Raw genomic sequence first — 24063 nt, 5'->3', positions numbered from 1 at the left:
CATGGCGACGAACCGAAAACGCACCCCGCGCAGCAGAACCGCGCCGGCCACATCCCCCGAGTGTTTCAACTGGCTCTGTGACGGCAAACACGACCCGCAGGCCGGCCCTTGGAAAGATCGTTTCTTCCTCATGCCCGAAGAAAAGCGCGAACTGTGGTTTGCTCACCGGGACCAGGTGCTTGCCTGGTGGGAGAAACACTTCCCTGGAACAAAGCCGTCACTCTGGTGGAAGTATGAGGGGGATACCACCCCGCATAAGGCCCTGAAGGGCCAAAGGAGATCTAAATGCCTGGTCAATTAGGCGAACTCGTTGTGTCCATTAGTGCCGATATGGCGCGGTTTAGAGAAGACATGGGGAAGTCCAACAGAATCACCCAGGACACCGTCAAGAAAATGCAGGCTGACGTGTCCGGCGGCATGAAGGTTGTCGAAGGACTATTCAAGAGCGCCGCAACTGCAGCCGCCACCACCATGGCCGTGCTTGCTGGCGGCGCTATGTTCAAGGGCATGATTGATACCACCAAGGAAGTGGCTGGCGAGGTCACCAAGCTGTCCAAGGTGTTCGGGGTTACTGCTTCCCAGGCATCCGTGTTGCGCGTGGCTCTCGATGATGCCTTTCTTACGGTCGATGATGCCGTGGGCGCATCCGACCGGCTCACCCGCCAAGCTCTCAAGAACGGGGACGCCTTTACTAAAGCCGGCATCGACATAAAAGACAGCAACGGCAATCTCAAAGACTCCATGTCGGTTATGATGGAGGTCAACGACTACCTCAAAAGGCTAAAGGAGGGTAAAGACCGCGACACCGCGGCAATGGCCCTATACGGCAAAGGGTGGCGCGAACTGTCGGGAATTCTGCGGCTGACCTCCGAGGGCATGAAAGAAGCCGAAGACCGCGCCAAGGAGTTGCACCTGGTGTTCGGTGAAGACAAGGTAGCAGCGGTTAAGAAGTACCGCCAGGCGATGAAGGACATTGACGATGTTGCCGAATCCCTCAAGGTGCAGATCGGGACCGCGCTTGTGCCGCCCCTCACAAGGTTGGCTGTTGCGTTCGGTGACATCGCCGTCCAAGGCATCCCCAATTTTATTTCAGCGTTGAACTCTACCGAGGCCGAAATCACGCGCATGGCGATGCTGGCCGACAAGGCAGGCGGCAGCGTGACCCGGTTGGCGTGGGCCGTGACTGGTGGCAACTTCACCGACACCGGGAAGTGGTGGGCCGAACAAAACAAGATATTTGAGCAGCGTTACCTGGAAAGTGATAGGGCGCTGCAGACGCTTGCCAACTCTGAGGTCGGGCTAGACGCTGACGGCAACCGTATTAAATCCACCAAGCCTTCTATGGGCAGCCGGGTCGACTTAGACACACTGGCCAAGGCAGAAAAAGAAAAGGTCAACTACACCGTCAACGACCCCGGTTTTATGAATTGGAGGCGCGAGCAAGAGTCGCTCAAAGAAGAAGCCGAATGGCTGCAGAAACTGAATAAGGAAACGGATGAGCTAGAGAAGAAGCGCACCGAGGCGACCGAGGCCCTTGTGAAAGACTGGGGGATCATGAAGGGCACGCTAGATGTTCCGTTTGGCATGCCCGAGAAGAAATCCCCTTACAGCCTTCTGGGCGACTCTGCAGGGGCACTAATCCCTAGCGGCAAGTACAGCCTTACGGGACCGTCGGAAACCAGGATGCTAGGCGGCCCCCTCATTGTCGACCGCGCCAAAGAAGCCCGAGAGCTTGAAGCCGTCACTATCGCCCAGATCAACAACCAACTCGCCCTGGTGGACACCGCGGAAAAGTTCTACCAGATCAGCACCGGTGAGGCTGCAACAAAGCGCATCGATCTACTTGGCCAGGAGCTCGCTGCTCAGCAGTCGATTTACGATTCCATTCAGGGCGACGGCGCCGAAGCGGTCATGGCGAGGCTGCAGGAACAGGCGGTCATAAACGGGATCAACGAGAAGCTGCTCGAGCAGAAGAAGATCCTGCAGAGCACCACGGCCCTGGGTGGCATGACCGTATCGCTGCAGGAATACGCGAAGGCCGCTTCCAACGTCGGCGCGCAACTAAACAACGCCACCACCAATGTGATGAACAACATGGAGGATGCCCTGGTCAGCTTCACCACCAGCGGGAAGGCCAACTTCAAATCGTTCGCTGATGCTGTGATCAAAGACTTGGCCCGAATCGCGGTGCAGCAAGGCCTCATGGGTCCGCTTTCCTCACTTGCGTCAGTAGGGCTTGGAGCCCTCGGGAGCATATTCGGCGGGTCGAGCACCGTGCCGGCTCAGAACGGGTACAAGCCCATGGACATGAAGTCGGCCGCCGGCGGGTATGACATCCCGGCTGGCGTCAACCCGATTGTGCAGACCCATGCAAAGGAGATGATCCTGCCGGCGGAATATGCAGAAGTGATCAGGGGCATGGCGAAACAGCCGGCGCCCGAGCCGTCACAGACCTCGATCAGCGTCCCGGTCACCGTGGAGGGCAACAACAAGCTTTCCTCTGCGCTGCGTGATGCCATCGAAGAGACTGTGCTGCAGGTAATGCGGAGGCACGCATGAACTAGGTGGACGGTGGGAGGAAAGCAGGAATTCCTGCTTTTGAGGCAAAACAGTAAGCAGGGGAGGGCGTCGGTAGTAGCGGACGCCCTTTTCTTTTTTTGGGGGGAAACGGGGCTTCTGTAGAGTGCGCTGTGTGTGCGCTGTGAAACGCAAAAGGGTCAGCCGATATGGCTAACCCTATGATTTGCATGGTGGGCGATACTGGGTTCGAACCAGTGACCCCTGCCGTGTGAAGGCAGTGCTCTCCCGCTGAGCTAATCGCCCATGCGTCCTGTCTATGTAGCAGATGCCTTTTTCGATGTCAAGGCTTGTTTGTCAGGGGGCGTGGCCCTGTCAGAGCGTTGCTTGTCGTAAGTATTCAAAGTAGCGCGAACAGTTAGTGCCGGAGCCTGATTTGTAAATAATGTGGCTCCCAGAACTAGATGGGATTTGTTTGTACAGGAAGCTGGATCAGCCATTCATCTCTGCCACCAAGCGCCGCCCGCGCCCCGCGTCCTCCCCTTTGCGAAGGGGAGACAAAGGGGATTTACCTCACTATCTACTATGCACCACCTGCACTGCTCCACCTCCTAACGTTGTTCTAGATATTGCCTCTTTGGCCTTGACACCTTCCTTGACCAGTTGCTATAGTGCTGCGTCGCCGCGGAGCTTCCGTTAGCGTCAGCGCAAACCAATCGCAGGCCGCCGCGGCCAACACAACACCGGGGGATATCTTGAAACTGGAACGCGGTCTTATTCAGGTGTATACCGGCAACGGCAAGGGGAAGACCACGGCTTCGCTGGGGCTTGCCCTGCGCGCGACCGGTCGCGAACTCAAGGTTTGCATGATCCAGTTCATGAAGGGGGGCGGGCCGTACGGCGAGCAGATGGCCGCCGAGAAGCTGGCTCCTTTTCTCACCATCATCCAAACCGGGCGTCCGGGATGGGTCAACAAGGACAACCCCGCCCAGGCCGACAAGGACCTGGCCGCCGAGGCGCTCGCGCTGGCCGCAGAAAAGCTTACCAGCGGTGAATACGACCTCGTCATCCTCGACGAGGTGAACGGCGCGGTTTCCATGGGGCTTCTCCCCGTGGAGCGTCTGCTGGAGCTGATGGCGGCCAAGCCTGACCACGTGGAGCTGGTGCTCACCGGCCGCAACGCCCACGAGAAGGTCATCGAGGCGGCCGACCTGGTCACCGAGATGCGCGAGATCAAGCACTATTACAAAGCCGGCGTTGATGCGCGCGTCGGCATCGAGAAATAAATCCCATTGAATTTACTGATATCGGAGGTTTGCCATGGCTGAAAGAAGAATTCGCGTGCTGGTGGGAAAGCCTGGTCTTGACGGCCACGACAGGGGTGCCAAGATCATCGCTCGCGCCTTTCGCGATGCCGGTTTCGAGGTAATCTACACCGGTCTGCACCAGACCCCGGAGCAGATCGTCTCCGCCGCCATCCAGGAGGACGTCGACCTCGTCGCCCTTTCCATCCTCTCCGGCGCCCACAACACCCTGCTCCCCGCGGTGAAGGAGATCATGACGGAGAAGGGGGCCGCCGACATCGTACTCATGGCTGGTGGCGTCATACCCGAGGACGACATTCCGGGCCTCAAGGCCGCCGGCATCGCCGAAGTCTTCACCCCCGGCACCTCCACCGAAACCATCGTCGGCTGGGTGCGCGACAACATCACGCCCCACGCCTAAAACCGCAACGGACGTTCAACGTTCAACGTTCTACGTTCAACGTTAACTGCACAACCTGGACGCAATTCATGCGCCGCGTGTTGCCTAGAGCAGACGCGGCGTATGCCGTAGAAGTCACCATCATGCCGGTCGGTGGCGACGGTCTCCCTCGAACGTTGAACGTTGAACCCTGAACCGCTTCTGGAGTTTCCCATGACCCTGGCCGAACGCGTGCTCGACGGCGACATCCGCGCCGCCGCGCGCCTGATGCGCGACATCGATGACCGCTTCAAGAGCGCCATCGAGGAACTGAAAACCCTCTACCCCCACACCGGCAACGCCTACATCATCGGCATCACCGGTCCCCCGGGGGCGGGCAAGTCGACCCTGGTGGACCAGATCGTCTCCGCGTACCGCAAGAAGGACCTCCTGGTGGGTGTGGTGGCCATCGACCCCACCAGCCCCTTCTCCGGCGGCGCCATCCTCGGCGACCGCATCAGGATGAACCGCCACGCCGACGATGCCGGCGTCTTCATCCGCAGTCTCGCCACCCGCGGGGCGCTGGGGGGACTGTCCCGCTCCACCACTGACGTGGTCAACGTCATGGACGCCATGGGCATGGACGTCATCGTCATCGAGACCGTCGGGGTAGGGCAGGACGAGGTGGATATCGTGAGCACCGCGCACACCACCGTGGTGGTCATGGTCCCGGGCCTGGGCGACGACATCCAGGCCATCAAGGCCGGCATCCTCGAGATCGGCGACGTCTTCGTGGTCAACAAGGCCGACCGCGACGGCGCCGAACGCACCGCCCGCGAGCTTACCACCATGCTGGAGATGAAGCACCCGGACGCGGCCGGATGGGCGCCGCGCGTGATGCTGACCGAAGGTGCACGAGGCGTCGGCATCGAGGAACTGGTGGCTGAATTCGACAAGCACCACATCTACCTGAAGGAGTCCGGAGCGCTGCAGCGGCTCATCGAGGAGAGAAACGCCAAGCTCTTCGCCGACGCGCTCCGGGAGGAGCTCTTCGAGACCGTGTTCGGCGCCATCAAGGGTAACGGCAAATACGACGAGATCGTGGCCGGCATGCGCGACAAGAGCATCGATCCCTACAGCGCGGTACAGGACGTCATGGCGGCACGCGCTTTTTCTTGACCGAGCGGGGCAAAGGTGTTAATTAAGAACGAAATGGGGCGTAGGCCCCATTAGTCGTTTCTCGGTTGGGAGCAGGCAAGATGTTACGTAAGGTTCTGGTTTTTGTTGTTCTGGTAATCCTCTTTTCCATCGTGGTTTACAACCCCTCCGCCACTTCCGAGCCTGGTGCCAACCCGCAGGATCCCGCCAAGGAAGACCTTTCCCGGGTAGAGTACCCGAGCCTTGCCAAGGTTCCCTGGCGCGCCCACTTCATCGAGCCGCAGGAGACGCTGGAATCCCTCTTTGGTGCCGACTGGGTTACCGTGGCCCGCTTCAACCGCATCGACCGTCGCCACGTCTATCCCGGCATGACCATCAAGGTCCCCGTCGACATCGTCGCCGCCCGCAGCTACACCCCCATGCCCCCGGAGTACCCGCCGGCCAAGGCGCACGGCAAGTACATCCTGATCGACATGACCGAGCAGTGGATGGGTGCCTACGAGAACGGCAAGCTGAAGTTCTCCGCCCCCGCCGCGACCGGTGCCCCCGGCCACGAGACCCCCGTGGGCGTCTTCCGTATCGATGCCCGCCACCGCACCCATACCTCTTCGCTGTACAAGACTGAAGACGAGACCGGGCAATACCCGATGGACAACGCCATGCGCTTCCATATCGGCCCCGACAACGTCTCCTACTGGATCCACGCCCGCGATCTCCCCGGCAAGCCCGCCTCCCACGGCTGCGTCGGTCTCTACGACGAGGGAATGCAGAACCGGGTTTACGGTATCCCTACTAAGCCGCAGCTGCTCGATTCGGAGAAATTCTACGCCTGGGCCGTCGGCGAGAACGAGTACGAAGAAGACACCGGCGACCTGGAAGAACTTGAGGATGCACCTGTCGTCGAGGTGAGGGGAACCAACCCGGTTTACCGCAAGTAATAAGGCGCTATACTCTCCAGATGTGTCCGCCACTGAATGTGAGGCGATCCCACTGTCACAGCTGGAGTTTTTGTGCAGGAACTGTTCAAGGAATACTTGCAGACGCACGGCTACTGGGTGCTCTTCCTGGGAACCTTCCTGGAAGGAGAGGCGATCCTCATCTTCGCCGGGTTCCTTGCTTTTCAGGGGTACCTAAACCTCTACCTTGTCATGTTCGCCGCCCTGGTCGGTTCATTCTTCGGCGACCAGTTCTACTTCCACGTCGGGCGCACCAAGGGGCCGCAGCTCTTGCGGCTTTTTACCACCTTCGCCAGGAAATTCAGGAAGGCGTTGCGGCTCATCGAACGTTACGGCACCCTGGTTGCCTTTGTGTCTCGCTACACCTATGGTTTCCGCATCGTGCTTCCCGTCATCCTCGGCATGACCACCTTTCCGTCGCACCGTTTTCTCTATCTGAACTTTCTCTCCGCCCTGGCCTGGTCCGTCATTTTTTCGTTGGCCGGCTATCTCTTCGGCAAGACCGCGTCCCTGTTCATCGAGGATCTGCAGAGTTACGAGCCCTACCTGATGCTTGTTCTGGCCGGGATCATCGTCTGTATGTGGTCCAGTCACTTCGTCGTGCAGCGGTGGCGTAAGCGTCACGCCCGTGCCCGTCTCAAGCGCATCCAGACCCGCCCCCGTCGCACCAAAACCACCCACCGGTAGAAGCAAAATCAAAAGCAGTCACGCAAAGATGCGAAGTAGTCGCAAAGCACGCCAAAGAAAAGGGTATAACCCCAAAGTCTCTCTTAGCGTTCTTCGCGGATTCTCAGCGTTCTTTGCGTGACAGCTTTTCTGCCGTCTTGTCAATTGCCTTAGGTTGTGGTGTAATGCCGCCCGCGCCCCGTCCTGAGGCAGCACATTTCGCCGTGAAAAGTGAAGGGCATTGCATGGATTTGAAGGAAAGAGTTTCCATCGTTTTGGTCGGGACCCAGAGTCCCGGCAACATAGGCATGGTCTGCCGGGCCATGAAGAACATGGGCCTGCGCGACCTGCGTCTGGTTAACCCCTGCCAGGTGGATCACCTGGATGCCATCAAGTTCGCCGTCTCCGCGCGCGACCTCCTGGAGAGCGCACGCATCTTCACCTCGCTCGAAGACGCCTTAGCCGACAGCGAGTACTCGGTCGCCACCACCAGGCGCCGCGGCAAGTACCGCGCCGAGATATCCACCCCACCCGAGATCGTGGAACGCTTCGCCGCTTGCGCACCCACCAGCCGCCTTGCACTGGTATTCGGACGCGAGGACAGCGGGCTCACCACCGACGAGGTGGCCATGTGCCGCTGGCAGTCCACCATCGAGACCGCGGACGAGTTTGGCTCGCTCAACCTGTCCCAGGCGGTGCTCATCTTCTGCTACGAGTTCCTCAAAGGGGCCGCACCGGTGCCGGTCAAGGCCGCGCGGGAACTGGCCGGGTCGGCGTCCCTGGAACCGATGTATGCCCACATGGAAAAGACCTTCCTGCGCATCGGCTACCTGAACCCGCAGAACCCTGACCACATGATGCGCACCATGCGGCGCATCTTCTCCCGCGCCGAACTGGACGAACGCGAGGTTGCCTCGCTGCGCGGCCTCCTGTCCCAGATCGACTGGGCCTGCGTCGAGTTCAAGGGAAAGAAGGGCGCCGGATTCCCTTAATTGTTAAAATGTGCTAAAGTTTGTCTCCGCGCCGCCGAAGCGAGAGGGGTGGGCGGATGCTGGATCTGGACCTGTTCTGCTGTACCTGACTGAGAGGGCCCTACCGTGAAGATTCTCCTTACCAACGACGACGGCGTGCACTCCCCGGGCCTAGCCGCCCTGATCAAGCGGGTGTCCCAGGTGGCAGAGGTGGTCGTGGTGGCGCCGGACCGCGAGCAGAGCGCGGTCTCCCACGCGCTCACGCTGCACCACCCGCTGCGCGCCGCCCGCATCGCCGACAACATCTACGCCGTGGAGGGGACCCCCACCGACTGCGTCAACCTCGGCATCCACAGCCTCCTGTCCTTCCGCCCCGACCTGGTCATCTCAGGGGTGAACCGCGGCGCCAACCTGGGCGACGACGTCACCTATTCCGGCACGGTGGCGGCCGCTTTGGAGGCGACCCTGATGGGGATCCCCGCCATCGCCGTTTCGCTGGCTACCCGCAGCTCCGGGGATAACTTCGACTCCGCTGCCGCCTTCGCAGCCCAACTGGCCCAGAGCGTCCAGCGCCGCGGGCTCCCGCGCGACACCTATCTCAACGTCAACGTCCCCGACCTCCCCGCCGACCAGATCCTCCCGGCGCAGATCACCTGCCAGGGAAAGCGGAGTTACGAGGGGACCATCGTGGACAAGGTCGATCCCCGCGGCCGAAACTACTACTGGATTGGCACCCTTGACCTTAGTTTCCAGGACGTTCCCGGCACCGATTACCACGCCGTTTCGCGCGGCCACGTCTCCATTTCGCCCCTGCACATCGACCTCACCAACCACGCGGCCATCGGCGAGCTGCAGGGGTGGGAACTGCCGTGATGCTGGACTTTTAGCACGTCATTTGTTATATTTCCCCGCTGCCAAAGATCGGGGGGGGAATGAATTCAGCTGTAGCACGCAAGAGGATGGTTGCCGAACTGGTTAGACGCGGTATCACGGACCAGCGGGTGATCAACACCATGCTGGAGTTGCCCAGACACATATTTGTCGAGGAAGCGATGGCCGCCCAGGCCTACAGCGACGGATCGCTCCCCATCGGGGAGAAGCAGACCATCTCGCAGCCCTACATCGTGGCGCGCATGACTGAACTCCTGGCCCTCACCGGCAGGGAAAAGGTGCTGGAACTGGGCACCGGTTCCGGGTACCAGGCCGCCGTTTTGGCCTCCCTGGCCGACCGCGTCTGCACCGTGGAAAGAATCCGCCCGCTGGCCATGAAGGCGCGCAAGGCGCTGGACAGCCTGAGGCTTTTGAACGTGAACCTGAAGATCGGGGACGGTACCGAGGGGTGGCCCGAGGAGGCGCCCTTTGACGCCATCCTGGTAACCGCCGGGGCTCCCGCTCTCCCGGAATGCCTGATCGAGCAGTTGGCGCCCGGCGGGCGGTTGGTCATCCCGGTCGGTGATCGTGTGGACCAGAAACTGTTGGTGATACGGAAGGCGGCGGACGGCAGCGTGACACGAGAGGAAGCCGACGACTGCCGCTTCGTGAGGCTGATCGGCAAAAACGGCTGGAACGACGAGTAGCAGCACAGGTTGCGATCCAACAATCAAGCTTTGCCAAAGGAGTCCGGCATGGAAAACGACGAGCTTTTAGAAGAGAAGGAACCTCTCTTTCTTGATGGCGAACAGGACCACGACCCGGATCCGGATGCCCTCGAACTCGAAGAGGTCGAGGAGGACGAGCAGGCCGAGGTCGAGGAAGAAGAGATCAAGGCCGCGGTGGTGGAGCATTTCGATGACGCCATCAAGCTCTACCTGCGCGAGATCCAGAAGACCAAGCTTTTGACCGCGGACGAGGAGAAGGAGCTCGCCGCGCGTATCGACCTGGGTGACAAGGCGGCGCGCGACCGGATGATCGTCTCCAACCTGCGCCTGGTGGTCAAGATCGCCAAACGCTACATCAACCGCGGCCTTCCCTTCCTCGACCTGATCGAAGAGGGAAACATGGGGCTCATCAAGGCGGTCGAACGCTTCAAACTCTCCAAGGAGTGCCGCTTCTCCACCTACGCCACCTGGTGGATCAGGCAGTCCATCGAGCGCGCCCTGGTGAACCAGTCCCGCACCATTCGCCTGCCTGTGCATGTCTCCGACGACATCAACAAGATGCTCAGGGTTACCCGCGAACTGGTGCAGAAGATGAACCGCGAGCCGAGCGTGAAGGAAGTCGCCGACGCGCTCGAGGTGAACGTCACCTACGTGCGCCGGCTCATGGTGCTCCTGAAGAAGACCTACTCCATCGAGCGTCCGATGGGTGAGAACAACGACTACTTCCTGATCGACACCATCGAGGACACCTCGACCATCTCGCCCGCTGTGCTCTTGGAGGACCTGAACAAGTACGAGCTGGTCTCCAAGTGGTTCGAGACCCTGTCCGACGCGGAGAAGAAGATCCTGACACTGCGTTTCGGTCTGGACGACAAGGACCCGCAGACACTGGACACCATCGGTCGCAGCTTTGGCGTCACCCGGGAGAGGATTCGCCAGATCGAGGCGAAGTCCCTTGAAAAACTGAGAAAAATAGTGGAAGCCACCGACATAATGGGGCGTAGTGCAACTACTGGTAATTAAAGGAGACGCCGTTGGACATGGAAGATCTTAAAAGCATCATCAGGAACATTCCCGATTTCCCCAAAAAGGGGATCCTCTTCAAAGACATCACCACGCTTTTAGGGGACGCCAAGTCGTTTCAGCGCATGGTTGACCTCATGTCCCACCGGTACGTGGGGCAGAAGATAGACAAGGTCGTGGGCGTTGAGGCGCGCGGTTTCATCATCGGAGCCGCCCTCGCGTACAAGCTGGGTGCCGGCATCGTGCTGGTGAGAAAGCCGGGCAAGCTTCCCTCCAAAACCTTCAAGAAGACCTACGCTCTCGAGTACGGCACCGACACCCTCGAGATCCACACCGACGCCTTCAACAAGGGCGATCGCGTGCTGATCGCCGACGACCTGTTGGCCACCGGCGGTACCATGGCGGCCGTGGTAGACATGATCAACAGCATGGACGTCGAGTTGGTCGAGTGCTGCTTCATGGCCGAGCTCGAGTTTCTTGAAGGGGCCAAGAAGCTGCCTGAGGGTAAGGTATTCTCGTTGTTGAAGTTTTAATAAAACTTCTTGCCAAACAGGCGACGGTATTGTATAAAGTCCGTCTGACTTGTCCCCGTAGCTCAGCAGGATAGAGCACTTCCCTCCTAAGGAAGGGGTCGGACGTTCGAATCGTCTCGGGGACGCCAATACTATAAGTTGCTGTAATGGCAGCAGAAATACAGAGCCTCTTAGCTTTAGGTATACAACTAGGTATACTAAGGAGCAAGAGGCTTTGTCATATCCAACACACCTCATAAGGGTCAGCCGCCGGTTCTACTATAAGATAAAGGTGCCTGCCGACCTGTCTCATCTCTTCCCAGGTAAGTTCATCAAGAAGTCTTTGCAGACCAGTGAGTTAAATGCTGCTAAGACCCTGCTTCGATATCACGAGTTCAAGACCCACAATGCTTTTGCCTTGCTGCGGACAGGTACGTTAGCACCCGACCATACGCAGCAGGTGGTGCATAGTTTACTGCCTGTGCAGAAGGAGCCGAAAGTCAAGGCAGGGAACCGGCTATCAGAAGTGATAAAGGCATATACGGCAGAGAAGAAGGCTGGGTGGACTGAAAAGACAACGTTGGAGGTAGAAGGGGTCTTTAGGCTGCTGGTGGACATCTTGGGTAACGTGGATGTGTCCACCATCACTAGACCCATGCTGATAGACCTGAGATCATCCCTGCTGAAGGTGCCACCATACTTTTACCACAAGTACCGTGGAAAATCGGTTAAGGAGGTCATAGCATCGAACACAGGTGAAGGCATGAGTCCCAAGACGGTCAACAAGCATATAGCCAGGATCGGTAGCCTGTTGAAGTATTGCCATGAGCAGGAGATGATACCCAGGAATCCTGCTACAGGCTTGCAGTTAGTTTTGAAGCAGAGAGCAGACGAGGAGAGGAGCGCCTACACCCTTACCGATATAAGGAACATCGTTGGTAACTTACCTGTTGACCATGAGACACCAGAACGGTACTGGATACCCCTGATTGGCCTGTACTCCGGTCTCAGGCTCAACGAGATATGCCAACTCCATATTGAAGATGTGGTAAAGGTGGATGATTACTGGTGTTTCGACATCAACGATACTGGTGATAAGCGTCTCAAGAATGCTGCCAGCGCAAGACTGATACCGATCCATCCTAAGCTGATCGAACTCGGCCTGATCGACTATTATGAAACGATGAAGGCCGCTAAGAAGCCTAGGCTTTGGATGAACCTGGATCTGATTCGCCTTCATGGATACACCAACGGTATTGGTAAGTGGTACGCAAGGTACAACAGGGATTGTGTAACCGAAGACCCCAAGAAGGTGTTTCACAGTATGCGGCACACGGTAGCAGATGTACTCAAGCAAAAGGGCATCTCCGAAGCTGCTATTGCAGAGATACTAGGTCATGCTCACGCCACCATAACCAGCGGGAGGTACGGTAAGCGATACCAGCCTAAGGTGCTCTTGGATGCCTTGATGCAGTTGGACTATGGTGTCGATATCCCTGAGTGGAAGGTGTAGGGCCAGAGAGCCATTATGCTCCTGGTAGTTGGAAGTATGATGGTTATCTGATCCTAACGACGCTAGTGATAGACAATCTGCTGGCGATGCTCTCCTGCTGTTGCCGTTGTTGGTGTTGTTGGTGGTAGTTGTTCTGGTGTCGGTAGCGGTGAAGATGGTGATTCGCAGCGATCGTGCCAAGGATGTAACGTGTAGCGGTGCTATGCTGACGCCCTCACTGCGTTCGGTTGTCTCCTCGGTTCTCGATGCAAAGGTGAACCTTTTGCATCTCGACCCCGAGGGCTGATCGTGATAAAGTGCTGTCGGTTAGTTGTCGTGATGTACCAATCGAAGCAGTCTTCGTCCTTCCCCCAAGCATCCCTTTTGCAGTTCATTTCCCGTCATTATTCCCGTCACTCAGGTGTAACCTCCCGTAATCGTTAGTGGTGTAACGGTCACGAAATCCATTCCACAATCTAAATGTCTGATTTTACGATAGAGTATGTTGCCGTCCTGTGTACCCTCGATGAGGTATGCGCATAAAAGCTAAAAGGGAAGATATGTCTTGACACGGTGCATCAACTGTGTAAAATGCGCCTAACCTAACCGATAGGAGATGCACGAGAGATGACAAAGGTATCGAATAAGAAGAACCTGTACGTGGCAGACGAGGACCTGCTGTGGTTCGATAAGGCGAAGGAGCTGTTCCCTGATGTCTCGTTGAGCAAGCTGATCGCTGAACTGCTGCGGGAAACTTGTATGCGTAAGGAAGCAGAGCAAGCCAGGATGGTTGAGCAGACTGTCTATAAAGGGAAGGAGAGCTTAGAGAACGAGATCTTCATTGGGCAGGAGTTCCGGTTTGATGGCATCGAGTTGGGCTACTACGATGACAAGAGAGATAATGTCAAGCTTAAGGCATTCTTGACTAAGAAGGGTAAGTTCTTGGTAGCCAAGGAATCTAGCCTCGATGGTGAGCTTCACTATTTCTTCAATGTCTACGACACCTATTCGGACGTGTCTAAGGAGATCCCTGTTGAGTTGCAGAAGAGGTGTGCCGAGTACCTTAACAAGAACAGTACGTTAAGAACGTATGAAAAGTTAGATATATGAGGGTTTAAAGCTGTTGCTGAGGAGGGCAGCAATAAGAAGCCCCATCAACTGTTTGCGGCAGTCGATAGGGCGAGGTCAATGAGGCATGGGAACCGAACATTAACCACTGTCATTATGAAGCACATGTGCTCGTGATGCAACAAGAAACACTGGGCCAGAGGACCCATAAGAACATGAAGCCAGATATCGCAACCCTTGAAGATGTACACAACGCTGTTGCTGCATTCGTAGCTGCTGCTGAGGTTGATAGTACCCTGGAACGTCGGTCGGGGAAGAAGTTAGCAGCAGCAGTTGCAGCTCTTTTGCTCAATGATACCAAAGACCTGAAGCAAGCATATACCAATGGTGAAAAGTGGTGGTCTGTTAACGCAATCAAGCGGAAAGAAGGATGCACCCTTGAGAATAGGAACCAGAAGATCGAGGAGTTCATTCGCCGTTCAGATGCTTGGGCACGGTTTAACAGTAATGAGCAGAACAGAGAGAGAGCCGAGCAGTGGTTGATTGACATCCTTAGGAGTGAGACCAACAACGGGGCTTAGCCAGCAATGAAGGGATGTTGTACAAGGGGGGTGTGCCAAAATGGGTGCAGCCCCTTTTCCCTGTATAGTACCCAGTACGTCAAAATCTGTAGTGATTACTGGTGGTTTCAGTTTATTCTTGGTTTATTTTGGGACCGACTCGAATGAGTAAAATAGCGACCCACTTGAACCGAAGAGGATCTGTAAACCCGCACTGTTGCTGGAGTCATCCTGTTCAACGGCTGTGGCTTGTTAAGAGTCAAGGGTGGTAGTGGTCTCTGCAGAGCCCTGATGCGCTGCTGCTGAGTGTAGTACTTGCCCCACACTCTGGACGCGATTCATTAAGTGATAAAGAGGTAACTATGAACCCTGAGGAAGGGGGTGTGAAAGTTGAAGAGGATGAAGTCTTGCAGGAGGAGAACGATACTCCTGATTATAACAACTACATGCCATTCGATGTAGAACTGTACTCTGACGATAGGAGGGTGCAGGGAGCAGTTCAACAACTATGTAGCGAAATGGGTTATAAGTTAGATGTTGCTGTTATGAACATGACTGTGCTGCTGCTTAACCTTTACAAGTGTTGGCTCATCAGTCCTAGAAAGTGGGTGGCATATTCGAGGAGACCAGCAGGATACAGCGAAGCCTTCAGATACAATGTAAACCGTGTAGCTTACAGGCCCATGAGGAGACTGTCTGACTACCTTATTAATAAGGGATATCTTTCCTACAAAAGAGGGTTCCACGATGAACGAGTGAAGGTTGCCAAGCGGTCACGTATCAAGGCTGAGCAGAGGCTTGTTGACTTGTTCCTGAAGTTTGAGTTCAGTAAGGAGTTGTTGCGTGTAGCTAGTAGATGTGAAGTCATTATCCTTAAGAGCAAATATAAGAAGAAGATCGACTATGCTGATAACTCCTACAACGATGCACGCAGGAAGCGTAATCTCGTACTTGCTTACAATGATTTGTTAAAGAATACGTACTTGGATCTTGATGTAAGTGATTACGTGTCTACAAAGTGTCTCTATATAGATATGTCCCGTAAAGCTGTTAAACGTATCTTCAGCAATGGGAGCTTTACCCAAGGTGGGAGGTTCTATTGTGGCTTCTGGATGGGTATACCTGAAGATCTTAGGACCCGTATCATAATGAATAACCAGGAAGTCATGGAGTACGACTTCAAGGGGATGCACCTTAAGATGTTATATGCTATGGAGGGTAGGCCGTATGGTGTCGAAGATCCTTATCGTGTTCCTGGGTATGAGCAGACGAAGCTAACACGTAATGTCTTTAAAACCTTAACACTTATACTCTTGAACTCCGATCCTTGGGTTGATGTTACCAAAGCCTTTATGAAGGACTACAACAAGAAGCCCTACAAGTATCCACCACTCGATGAGCTTCCTAATATCGAGAAAGCTACACAAGACATGATGCTGTTCCACGACCCCATAAGGAGACACTTCTTTAGTGGTATTGGAATCAAGCTGCAATACCAGGACTCCCAGATAGCAGCACGTGTGCTTGGTATCCTGACCCAAGAAAAGATACCTGTACTGTCAGTACACGACAGCTTCGTGTTTCCAAGGGTATATGAAGATCGTGTATCCAATGAGATGAGGGCAGCTTTCAGAGCACAAGAGAACATGGACATTAACGATATTGTTGTCTTTAAGTATTCAGAACGTCACACCTATCCCCAGGAGCAGGCTTTATACGAATACAACGTTGGCTACATGACCAATGAGCAGCTTAAGCATCGTATGCTGTACTACAAAGAAACAAAGCAAGTTCCTGATAACATGTATCAGATAGAGGTTCATGGAGCTGATTGTAAGTGTGATACTAAGATGAGTTAGATGTATTGTATAAGTAAGATGTGTTGGTGTAAGTAGTAAGAGAGTTCTAGTGTGGTCATGTAGCTAAGAAAGGGGGGTTGCCCCCCCCTTTTAACACCATTATTGGTTACACCTTCGTCTAAGTAGCTGCTGTATAACAGGAAGTTGCTCAGATTCATCGGTCGATGGGAAAGTGTAACGCCTGAGTATGTAGAGCTTCACGTTGTCCATCTTTTTAAAGAGAGGGCGGTGTTTGAGGTGAACGGATGTTGCGATATAGGTTGCGGTGTGAATGTGCTCTGTAGAGGAAATATGGAAGCCACGAGGGTGTTTGTGAGGGAGGAAGGGGTTGTGCTTGCTAGGTTAAGCGAGGAGCTAGGTGATGTCTCCTTGAAGACCAGACTGCATAGGCACTGTAGGGGGCTGATTCTTGTTGGCGGGAAACGTAGCCAGGGTGATTTGGCTCGCATTCGGTTCACCAATAGGTCCAACCCCGGCATCGTTTCTGCTGACATAACAGATGCTTTCGATAAGGAAGAGGCATCATATTGATTTTCCATGCTTGATGTGCTACTAGTAGCCATTTTAGCATAGCACCAATGTGCTGCGTGTCAGGAGGGGGCAGTGAAGAAGCGTATCGTCGGTTTGGTCTCCGCTCTCCTTCTGGTACCTGTACTTTCGATAGCAGACCGTTTTCAATCCATCGGCACCACCGATGTCTACTTCTCTCCTAGAGGAGGAGCAGAAGAGGCCATCGTTAGAGAACTCAACTCAGCTAAGAGTGAGATTCTGGTACAAGCCTACTCCTTTACCAGCAAGCCTATAGCTAAGGCGCTTGTGGACGCACGTAAGCGCGGGGTAGACATCGTAGCAGTCTTGGACAAAAGTCAGCGTAGAGAAAGATATACTTCAGCAGACTTCATAGCCCATGCGGGTATAGCTACGTATATTGACTCTGAACATGCTATTGCGCACAACAAGATTATAATCATTGATCACAGTACTGTGGTCACTGGAAGTTTTAACTTCACGAAGGCAGCAGAAGATAAGAATGCCGAAAACCTTTTGATAATCAAAGATAACTCACCTCTAGTCAATAGGTACGTGAGGAACTTTGAGGAACATAAAGCACATTCGGTATGTTACATAAGGAAATGACACAGATTCACTTTTAGTGCTTTAACTTCCAGCTGACGACTACAACGAAAAAAGGGGTCTAGATGTCTGCAGAGCTTGATAAGTGGGTGGAATCTCAGGAACATCAAGTTCCTTTGGATGCAAAAGGGAAGATAATTGATTACCTCAATCCTGATGTAAGGCGTGAGAACACACCTGAGGAGCGTATCAGGCAGAAGATGACGGTAGCTCTCGTTGAGGAGCTTGGTTACCCTAAAGCTTTCATCGCACTAGAGCGTACTATAAACATCGGTACGGAGAAAAAACGTGCTGATATAGTTATTTACGCTGATGAACTTGCGTGTGCTGAGAATAACCAAGGGAAGATCCTGATCATTGGTGAAGTCAAAGCTCCATCCATAAAAGCACCTGATGGGCAAGGGGTGTCTTACATAGCTGCTGCTACCTCAGCTCAAGGTGGGTTCTGGACCAATGGAAGTACGATAATCTTTTACCGTAAAGATCCGAACACCGGCAACATCATAAACTGGCTTGGCCTCCCCAAGTATGGACATGGCTGGGATAGCATTGGCCACCTAAAGAAATCTGATCTCATCGTTCCTGTCGACCTTAAAATCGCGTTCAAGCGTTGCCACAATGCTATGTACCGAACAGGAATTGATTCTGAAGATGTTGCATTAGATATGGTAAGGATCATTCTCGCCAAGTTAGAGGATGAATCAAGTAGTAAAGATGACTGCGACTTCAGCATAACGCCTGATGAGTATGGCGATCCTAAGTTGAAGAGCTTAGCCTGTGGACGTGTACAAGCACTGTTTAAAGTCGTACGTGATCGTTTTCCAGATGTATTCACATCCCACGAGAAGATCACTGCTTCAGACGACCAACTTGCAATAGTTATATCTCAGTTGCAACAGTACGCGTTTATGGACGCACCTCATGATGTTATAGGTACAGCATATGAAGTCTATGTTGCATCGCATCTGAAAGGGGAAAGGGGTCAGTTCTTTACGAACCGTCTAGCCGTCAATATGATGGTGAGAATGCTGAATCCTACGGAGAAAGATGTTATTCTAGATCCATCATGTGGCTCTGGGGGGTTCCTCATTACCGCTATGAACTACATCTTTGGTAAGATCGACAACTCAAACAGAACCCCCAATGCTAAAGAAGTTCTTAAGAGAAATGTAGTTCATCAACTGTTTGGTGTCGATATTTCGCCAAAGCTTGTCAAGATAGCCAAGGCTAACATGCTTCTTGGAAAGGATGGCCACGGTGGTATAGAGCGAGGCAACAGCCTGGATGATATAAACAAGTTAACAGCTACGTTCCGTGAAAGAGCAGGGGCTGGGATGGTTTCTATGATCCTTACCAACCCCCCGTTTGGTGCAGGTTATGATATTAGAATCAAGGAACCAAACATATTACGACATTTTGCTGCAGGTCGAGTGTGGAACGTTGATGACGATGGTGTCTTTAGGTATGAGGAGAGGCTTAATTCCAAGGTAGGTGTAGCTCCTGAGTTGCTTTTCCTTGAAAGGTGCGTCGAATGGTTAAAACCTGGGGGTGTTTTAGGTATCGTTATGGCAAAGGGGCAACTCGACAACCGAGAAGCCTTAGCTGTTCGAAACAGAGTGCTATCTACGTGCAAGCTATTAGCTGTCGTCAACCTGCATGAAGATACTTTCGAGCCTTTCTGTGGATCCAAAGCATCTGTTATATTCCTAAAGAAACTCAATAATAAAGAAGTTGTTGGTGATTATCCTATCTACATGGCTATATCTAATAAGATAGGACAGACGAGTAGGGGAGAGCCCATTTACAAGCGTGATAGCGAGGGTAATCCTGTTATCAAAAGTGGGTGCTTTGTTCTCGATGAGGACCTAAGTGACATTGCTGAAGATTATCATAAGTTCGTTGCAGGTGAATTAGTAGAAAGTGAGTTCCGTTTCTCTATCAAGCGTAGCGATCTTAAGTCAGACTCGTTGTCGTTCAATCCCATACAGTATCTACCGAAGCACAATGCTGCATTTGAGCATGTCTTGCTGCTAGGCGAATCAGATGACTTCCAGTTGCACCGTCTAGGTGATATAGCGACGGTCTTTAACGGACCTCGGTTTAAACGTCCATACGCTGAGATAGGTGTGACTTCAGGTCCAACAATCAGGAAATACTTCACAGGCACCGCGTTAACCCAGCTTAACTCTGATAACATAAAGTATCTTGATGAACAAAGGGCAAGCAAACAGGTTCTGAAGAACCTGGAAGCCTTAACAATTTACAAAGGATACATTCTTATCTCTGACTCCGGTACATTGGGACGCGTGACATATGCTCTTCAGCAGCATGATGGTCATGTTGCGACCAACAATTTGATAAGGGTTGTTATAGAGGATAGATATCTCAGGGGGTACGTCTACGAGTTCCTTAAGAGCGAAACTGGACAAAGCTTGATGCTGAAGAATGCCTATGGAACAAACCAAGAACACCTTGAACCCGACGTCATCGCGGAAATCCCAATACCTATCCCCCGTGACGAGAAGCTTATCAAGAAAATAGGAAAGAGCGTTCTTGAGTCTATAGAATCACTTGAGCTTTCCATAGCTTCTAATCTTACAGCTGAACGTACACTTGCTGAACTTCTCGGTGTCAATCAATGACATAGGCTTCCAAATACACGGTAACCTCAAAGGCCATATCCATAACGGGTATGGCCTTTTTTTATCTTTCCAGGCTGGCCAGCCAACATACTGCGTGGAAGGAGAACGACTATGGGAACGGACGTTTATGAAGTAATCAACAGTAGGATCATGGAGCTATTGGAGAGGGGAACGATACCTTGGAGGAAGACATGGAACGCGGGTAGCAGTATGCCTATGAACCTCATCAGCAAGAAGGAGTACAGAGGTGTCAATGTGTTCCTGTTGGGGTGCCAGGAGTTCGGTAGCCAATGGTGGTTGACCTTTAAGCAGGTGCAGGATCGCGGAGGGCATGTCAAGAAGGGTAGTAGGAGCGTACCTGTAATCTTCTGGAAATGGGTAGACCGCAAGGATGGAGATGAGCCAGTGGGCGAAGGTGAGCAGGGTAATGGTGGTAAGGTCCCGCTGCTAAGGTTCTATAACGTGTTCAACCTGGAGCAGACAGAAGGCATTGAAGCACCAAAGACCGAGGAGGTAAGTAACACCTTCACTCCCATCGAGCGAGCGGAGCAGATAGTAGCAGGGATGCCTTACAGACCAGGGATAAAACATGGGGGAGGTGTCGCCGCATATTCACCTGTCCTTGATTATGTGAAAATGCCTAAACCAGAGGCATTTGATACACCAGAATCCTATTACGATACGTTGTTCCACGAACTGTCTCACTCTACAGGTCACAGTAGCAGACTTGGAAGGAAAGGTATCTTGGAGCCATCGTACTTTGGAAGTCATGAATACTCGAAAGAGGAACTTGTAGCTCAAATCGGGGCATCGTTTCTAAGCGGTCATGCGGGGATCGAGCACAGGACCATTGAGAACAGTGCTGCATACATAGCTGGTTGGTTGAAGGCTCTCAAGAACGATAAGACCTTGTTGGTTCATGCTGCCGCTCAAGCTCAGAAGGCAGCAGACTACATCCTCAACGTTTCCCACCAGGAAGACCTAACCGACTAACATCATCAACATAGCAGAGACGAAAAGGGCGGCTACCTATCCAAGGTATCGCCCTTTCGTCGTTTAAGGAGGTTGTCATGCAACCAATGCAAGACATCACGCCAGTCATCAAAGTCAGCTACCGACACCACGGGGCATACAGGGCATACAATACCTGCACCATTGGCTACATGGGGAACAGCTACGACATCCCTTATGCTCCAGGTGATATGGTCCATGCTTTCATGTTCGGTATTGGGACCTACACGCTCAGCATCAACCAAGGCAAGGGATACATCGGGTTTAACAGCTACATGGGGAAAGAGCATCACGCCATCAACAGCGTGTACCTGCATGGTAGTCAGGAGATCCGTGAGAAGTTAGGAGGTTATTGGGAAAGCATGGAGCCAACGATGATAGCAGCGGTGTTGTTCGACTATCTGTACTGATGGAGGTGCGATCATGCGTTGTGAATACTGCAACAAGATATTGAGGAGCTACGAGACAGCACATGCTGTTCGTTTTGGCCGTGTCGATGTGGTCAAGGACGTCTTCGTACCTGCTAAAGAGAGTGCGCCGAGCATCATGTGTCAGTCATGTGGCGAGATGCTGTTGAAGATGCTCTATATCAGGTTAGGCAGGGGGTAATGTGTCGGGATGTGTAAAGTCCTGTTGTAGGGCAAATATGGAAGCCAAGTGAGCTATAAACGACACGAAAGAGGAGCCTTATAAGCTCCTCTTCGTGTATCAAGGAGGCAACAAAATGTCAGTGTACAAGAGAGGCAAGGTGTTCTACATGGATTTCGTTATCAACGGGGAGAGAACGTTCAAGACAACAGGGAGATGCACCAAGAAGGAAGCTAAGCAGGTAGAGGCCAAGGAACGTGCAAGGGTGCTATCAGGAGCAACCAAGGAGCAGAAAGCAGCTAAGGTGATGTTGTCGGATGCTATTGAAAATGTCTATACATCCAAGTGGTCTAGCAACAAGGATGGATACGGGAGCTATAAGCGTGCAAAGATGCTCCTGGAGCAGATGGGGAACGTGGTCTTATCCTCGGTAGGAGATCATGTCGTTACGGATCTTGTACGGAAGCTGGAGAGCAGAGGGGTATCGGTTGCCACCATCAACCGCTACCTTGCTACCCTAAAGACCATCATGAAGCACTACAGGCTCCAGGTGGACTACATCAAGCTCAAGAAGGAACGTAACGGAAGGATACGGGTGCTGACCAGGGATGAGGAGCAAAAGGTTATCGAGCTGCTACAAGGAGCAGAGCAGCAAGGTAAGAGAGCGTATTACACGGATGCTGCTGATATGGTTGAGGTCTTGGTTGGGACCGGTCTGAGGCTGTCGGAGCTACTGAACCTGAAGTATGAGGATGTGAGCTACACCAGCAACTTGATAAGCATTTGGATCAATAAGGGAGATAGGCCCAGGAGCATACCGATGACGAAGAGGGTACGGATGATCTTGGAGCAGCGGCAGGAGGTGAGCAAGGTAAAGCCTTTTACGATATCGAAAGCAGAGATGGAGAGAGCATGGCAGTGGTGTAGGGCAGAGATGGGGCTAAGTGGTGATAAGGAGTTCGTGCTTCATGCTCTTCGGCATACCTGCGCCAGTAGGTTGCTCAACGCTGGGATAGATATCATGGTCGTTAAGGAGTGGCTTGGTCACAGTTCAGTACAGATCACGGAGAGGTATGCACACCTGAACCCAGTTAAGTTGGTACAAGCTGTAGAAGTGTTGGAGGTGCCAAGCTCTCAACACGACTGCGAAGATAGTGCTTGAAGTTAGGTATAAAACTGGGTATAAAAGCAGCAGATAGGGAGCTAAGAGGCTCCAGCTATTACGATACTTGTTCTATATGGAAAGATAATGTTTTCATATAGTTGACGTAGCTTGTCTCCGTGCATAAGGGGTCGGACGTTCGAATCGTCTCGGGGACGCCAAAGAAACAAGGGCTTACAGCGCAATGCTGTAAGCCTTTTTTCTTTATGGTAGTGCACATGGGTTGCAAAGGGAACTTTTCTATCTGTGGTGCGAGCGTAAACCAGTGATTCAGAGTGACTCTGTTCAGGTCGGGGATTACTTTTGCGGATGAATGAAAAAAATTGATTTCTATTAGCTTTTACTGTTGAATGGCCAAGGCTAAAAATGTTAACTTTTTGTGACAGTTCAAACCTATGCTAAAGGGGAAGGAACAAATGACCAATATTAGTCGCAATGCTAAATGTCCATGCGGAAGTGGTAAAAAATACAAGTTCTGTTGTTTGCAATTAATTGAAAGTCAGAGATTTAAAGCATTGTCCGGTTTACGTGAAGCGTGTTCCATTCCTCGCGATGAGGCCGTTACCATTCCCAAGGCAATTATGACCGCTGTAGAACACCAGGGGGCGGGCCGATTGGATATGGCCGAGGCTATTTATGGTAATGTGCTTAAAATTGAGCCAAATCAGCCGGATGCCCTTCTTGGTCTGGGTCTGATCGCCCAGAATAAAGGTGATAAAGACCTAGCTGTCGACTTTCTTGAAAAATGTTTGAAAGCCGACCCGGATAACTACAACTATTGCATCAGAATTGGGTCCATATACAACTCCTTAAACCTGCCTGAAAAGGCGAATGCATGTTTTAAAAAGATTAGAGATCTTATTGCGAATACTGTTCAGGACCATTTCAATTTAGGCAACCTGTTTAACAACTTGGGCGAGTTGGATGAGGCTATAACGTCATACGGGCAAGCTGTAACGCTAAACCCAGATTACTACGAGGCGCACTTCAATCTTGGAACGGTTTACCTGAAAAAGGATGATCTGGAAAAGGCAGTGGAATGTCTTCAGCGTGCACTTAGCCTAAATCCCGATTATTCAAAGGCACATAACAATTTGGGATACACCCTCAGCAAAATGGGGAAAATAGACGATGCTATCGTTCATTACAAAAAAGCTTTATCTATTAAACCTGATTTTGCACAGGCCTATTACAATTTAGGTAATGCGCTTAAAGCACAAGGTTTGTCAGATGAAGCTTTGGACTGCTATAAAAAAGCACATGAAATATGGCCTGATATGCCGGAACTTACTCAGATTTTTAATACTGCAGCGACTGAAAGTATCTAAAAATTCAAGACGTGATCCCACTTCGAACCTGAGCAGTTGGGTCTAATGGTCCTTACCCCGACCGGCACCGCACCTGCCTTGACAAAGCCGCCCACCCGGGCGGCTTTGTTTGTTCAGACACTCATATCTGGAGGG

The 24063-nt window shown here is 52.8% G+C and carries 22 protein-coding genes and 2 tRNA genes; 23 read left to right on the top strand and 1 reads right to left on the bottom strand.

Translation table 11 applies throughout. The features are described from left to right. Position 1 precedes the first annotated feature (1 nt). Together K7R21_RS07855 and K7R21_RS07850 are read left to right on the top strand one after the other, a co-directional pair. Positions 2–301 carry a hypothetical protein gene (locus K7R21_RS07855; protein WP_224982717.1) on the top strand — a complete coding sequence of 100 codons (300 nt, stop codon included), beginning with the start codon at positions 2–4 and terminating at the stop codon, positions 299–301. Continuing rightward, positions 286–2559, top strand: a complete 2274-nt coding sequence (locus tag K7R21_RS07850; RefSeq protein ID WP_224982716.1) for a phage tail tape measure C-terminal domain-containing protein — start codon at positions 286–288, stop codon at positions 2557–2559. Before K7R21_RS07855 ends, K7R21_RS07850 begins: the two co-directional genes overlap by 16 nt. Positions 2560–2748: 189 nt before the next feature. Here the strand turns inward: K7R21_RS07850 and K7R21_RS07845 are convergent. Then, a tRNA-Val gene (locus K7R21_RS07845) sits at positions 2749–2823 on the bottom strand. A 449-nt stretch (positions 2824–3272) separates the two neighbouring features. On the opposite strand from K7R21_RS07845, the gene cobO reads away from it, so the two are divergent. The 21 genes from cobO to K7R21_RS07740 all read left to right on the top strand — a co-directional run bounded on the left by cobO (position 3273) and on the right by K7R21_RS07740 (position 23928). Beyond that, complete coding sequence (cobO, locus tag K7R21_RS07840; protein ID WP_224982715.1) at positions 3273–3803, top strand: cob(I)yrinic acid a,c-diamide adenosyltransferase; 531 nt, start codon at positions 3273–3275, stop codon at positions 3801–3803. 34 nt (positions 3804–3837) lie between these two features. Then, positions 3838–4242 carry a cobalamin B12-binding domain-containing protein gene (locus K7R21_RS07835; RefSeq protein ID WP_199389812.1) on the top strand — a complete coding sequence of 135 codons (405 nt, stop codon included), beginning with the start codon at positions 3838–3840 and terminating at the stop codon, positions 4240–4242. A gap of 192 nt (positions 4243–4434) precedes the next feature. Continuing rightward, positions 4435–5379, top strand: coding sequence for a methylmalonyl Co-A mutase-associated GTPase MeaB (gene meaB / locus K7R21_RS07830; protein ID WP_224982714.1), 945 nt, complete (start codon positions 4435–4437; stop codon positions 5377–5379). 80 nt (positions 5380–5459) lie between these two features. Beyond that, complete coding sequence (locus K7R21_RS07825) at positions 5460–6296, top strand: L,D-transpeptidase (RefSeq protein ID WP_224982713.1); 837 nt, start codon at positions 5460–5462, stop codon at positions 6294–6296. Positions 6297–6368: 72 nt separating this feature from the next. Then, entirely contained in the window at positions 6369–7001 is a 633-nt protein-coding gene (locus K7R21_RS07820) for a DedA family protein (protein ID WP_224982712.1), read from the top strand. 224 nt (positions 7002–7225) lie between these two features. Continuing rightward, on the top strand, positions 7226–7972 hold the full coding sequence (locus K7R21_RS07815) for an RNA methyltransferase (RefSeq protein WP_224982711.1): 747 nt from the start codon (positions 7226–7228) through the stop codon (positions 7970–7972). 105 nt (positions 7973–8077) lie between these two features. After that, a complete protein-coding gene (gene surE / locus K7R21_RS07810) occupies positions 8078–8824 on the top strand; it encodes a 5'/3'-nucleotidase SurE (RefSeq protein WP_224982710.1) in 747 nt (248 codons plus the stop codon). Between the two features lie 59 nt (positions 8825–8883). Further along, entirely contained in the window at positions 8884–9528 is a 645-nt protein-coding gene (locus tag K7R21_RS07805) for a protein-L-isoaspartate(D-aspartate) O-methyltransferase (protein ID WP_224982709.1), read from the top strand. A 48-nt stretch (positions 9529–9576) separates the two neighbouring features. Further along, positions 9577–10572 (top strand): sigma-70 family RNA polymerase sigma factor, encoded by a 996-nt coding sequence (locus K7R21_RS07800; RefSeq protein WP_224982708.1) that lies wholly within the window; start codon positions 9577–9579, stop codon positions 10570–10572. Positions 10573–10589: 17 nt separating this feature from the next. Beyond that, positions 10590–11105, top strand: a complete 516-nt coding sequence (locus K7R21_RS07795) for an adenine phosphoribosyltransferase (protein ID WP_224982707.1) — start codon at positions 10590–10592, stop codon at positions 11103–11105. 51 nt (positions 11106–11156) lie between these two features. Continuing rightward, positions 11157–11233: transfer RNA gene (locus K7R21_RS07790), tRNA-Arg, on the top strand. Positions 11234–11319: 86 nt separating this feature from the next. Then, positions 11320–12597 (top strand): site-specific integrase, encoded by a 1278-nt coding sequence (locus K7R21_RS07785; RefSeq protein WP_224982706.1) that lies wholly within the window; start codon positions 11320–11322, stop codon positions 12595–12597. A gap of 606 nt (positions 12598–13203) precedes the next feature. After that, positions 13204–13686, top strand: a complete 483-nt coding sequence (locus K7R21_RS07780; protein WP_224982705.1) for a hypothetical protein — start codon at positions 13204–13206, stop codon at positions 13684–13686. A 173-nt stretch (positions 13687–13859) separates the two neighbouring features. Continuing rightward, positions 13860–14225: a hypothetical protein gene (locus tag K7R21_RS07775; RefSeq protein ID WP_224982704.1), complete on the top strand. Its 366-nt coding sequence runs from the start codon at positions 13860–13862 to the stop codon at positions 14223–14225. 341 nt (positions 14226–14566) lie between these two features. Next, on the top strand, positions 14567–16063 hold the full coding sequence (locus K7R21_RS07770) for a hypothetical protein (protein WP_224982703.1): 1497 nt from the start codon (positions 14567–14569) through the stop codon (positions 16061–16063). A 603-nt stretch (positions 16064–16666) separates the two neighbouring features. Continuing rightward, on the top strand, positions 16667–17200 hold the full coding sequence (locus K7R21_RS07765) for a phospholipase D family nuclease (RefSeq protein WP_224982702.1): 534 nt from the start codon (positions 16667–16669) through the stop codon (positions 17198–17200). 62 nt (positions 17201–17262) lie between these two features. Further along, positions 17263–19839, top strand: a complete 2577-nt coding sequence (locus tag K7R21_RS07760) for an N-6 DNA methylase (protein ID WP_224982701.1) — start codon at positions 17263–17265, stop codon at positions 19837–19839. Between the two features lie 111 nt (positions 19840–19950). Then, positions 19951–20832, top strand: a complete 882-nt coding sequence (locus K7R21_RS07755) for an ArdC family protein (protein WP_224982700.1) — start codon at positions 19951–19953, stop codon at positions 20830–20832. A 77-nt stretch (positions 20833–20909) separates the two neighbouring features. Next, on the top strand, positions 20910–21260 hold the full coding sequence (locus K7R21_RS07750; protein WP_224982699.1) for a hypothetical protein: 351 nt from the start codon (positions 20910–20912) through the stop codon (positions 21258–21260). A 314-nt stretch (positions 21261–21574) separates the two neighbouring features. Then, complete coding sequence (locus K7R21_RS07745) at positions 21575–22600, top strand: tyrosine-type recombinase/integrase (RefSeq protein ID WP_224982698.1); 1026 nt, start codon at positions 21575–21577, stop codon at positions 22598–22600. A gap of 416 nt (positions 22601–23016) precedes the next feature. After that, a complete protein-coding gene (locus K7R21_RS07740) occupies positions 23017–23928 on the top strand; it encodes a tetratricopeptide repeat protein (RefSeq protein WP_224982697.1) in 912 nt (303 codons plus the stop codon). Positions 23929–24063 lie beyond the last annotated feature (135 nt).

It is taken from the genome of Geomonas agri (genome assembly GCF_020179605.1).
Lineage (GTDB): Bacteria > Desulfobacterota > Desulfuromonadia > Geobacterales > Geobacteraceae > Geomonas > Geomonas agri.
The sequence above is the reverse complement of the archived record's forward strand: the minus strand, read 5'-3'. Positions and strand labels throughout refer to the sequence as shown.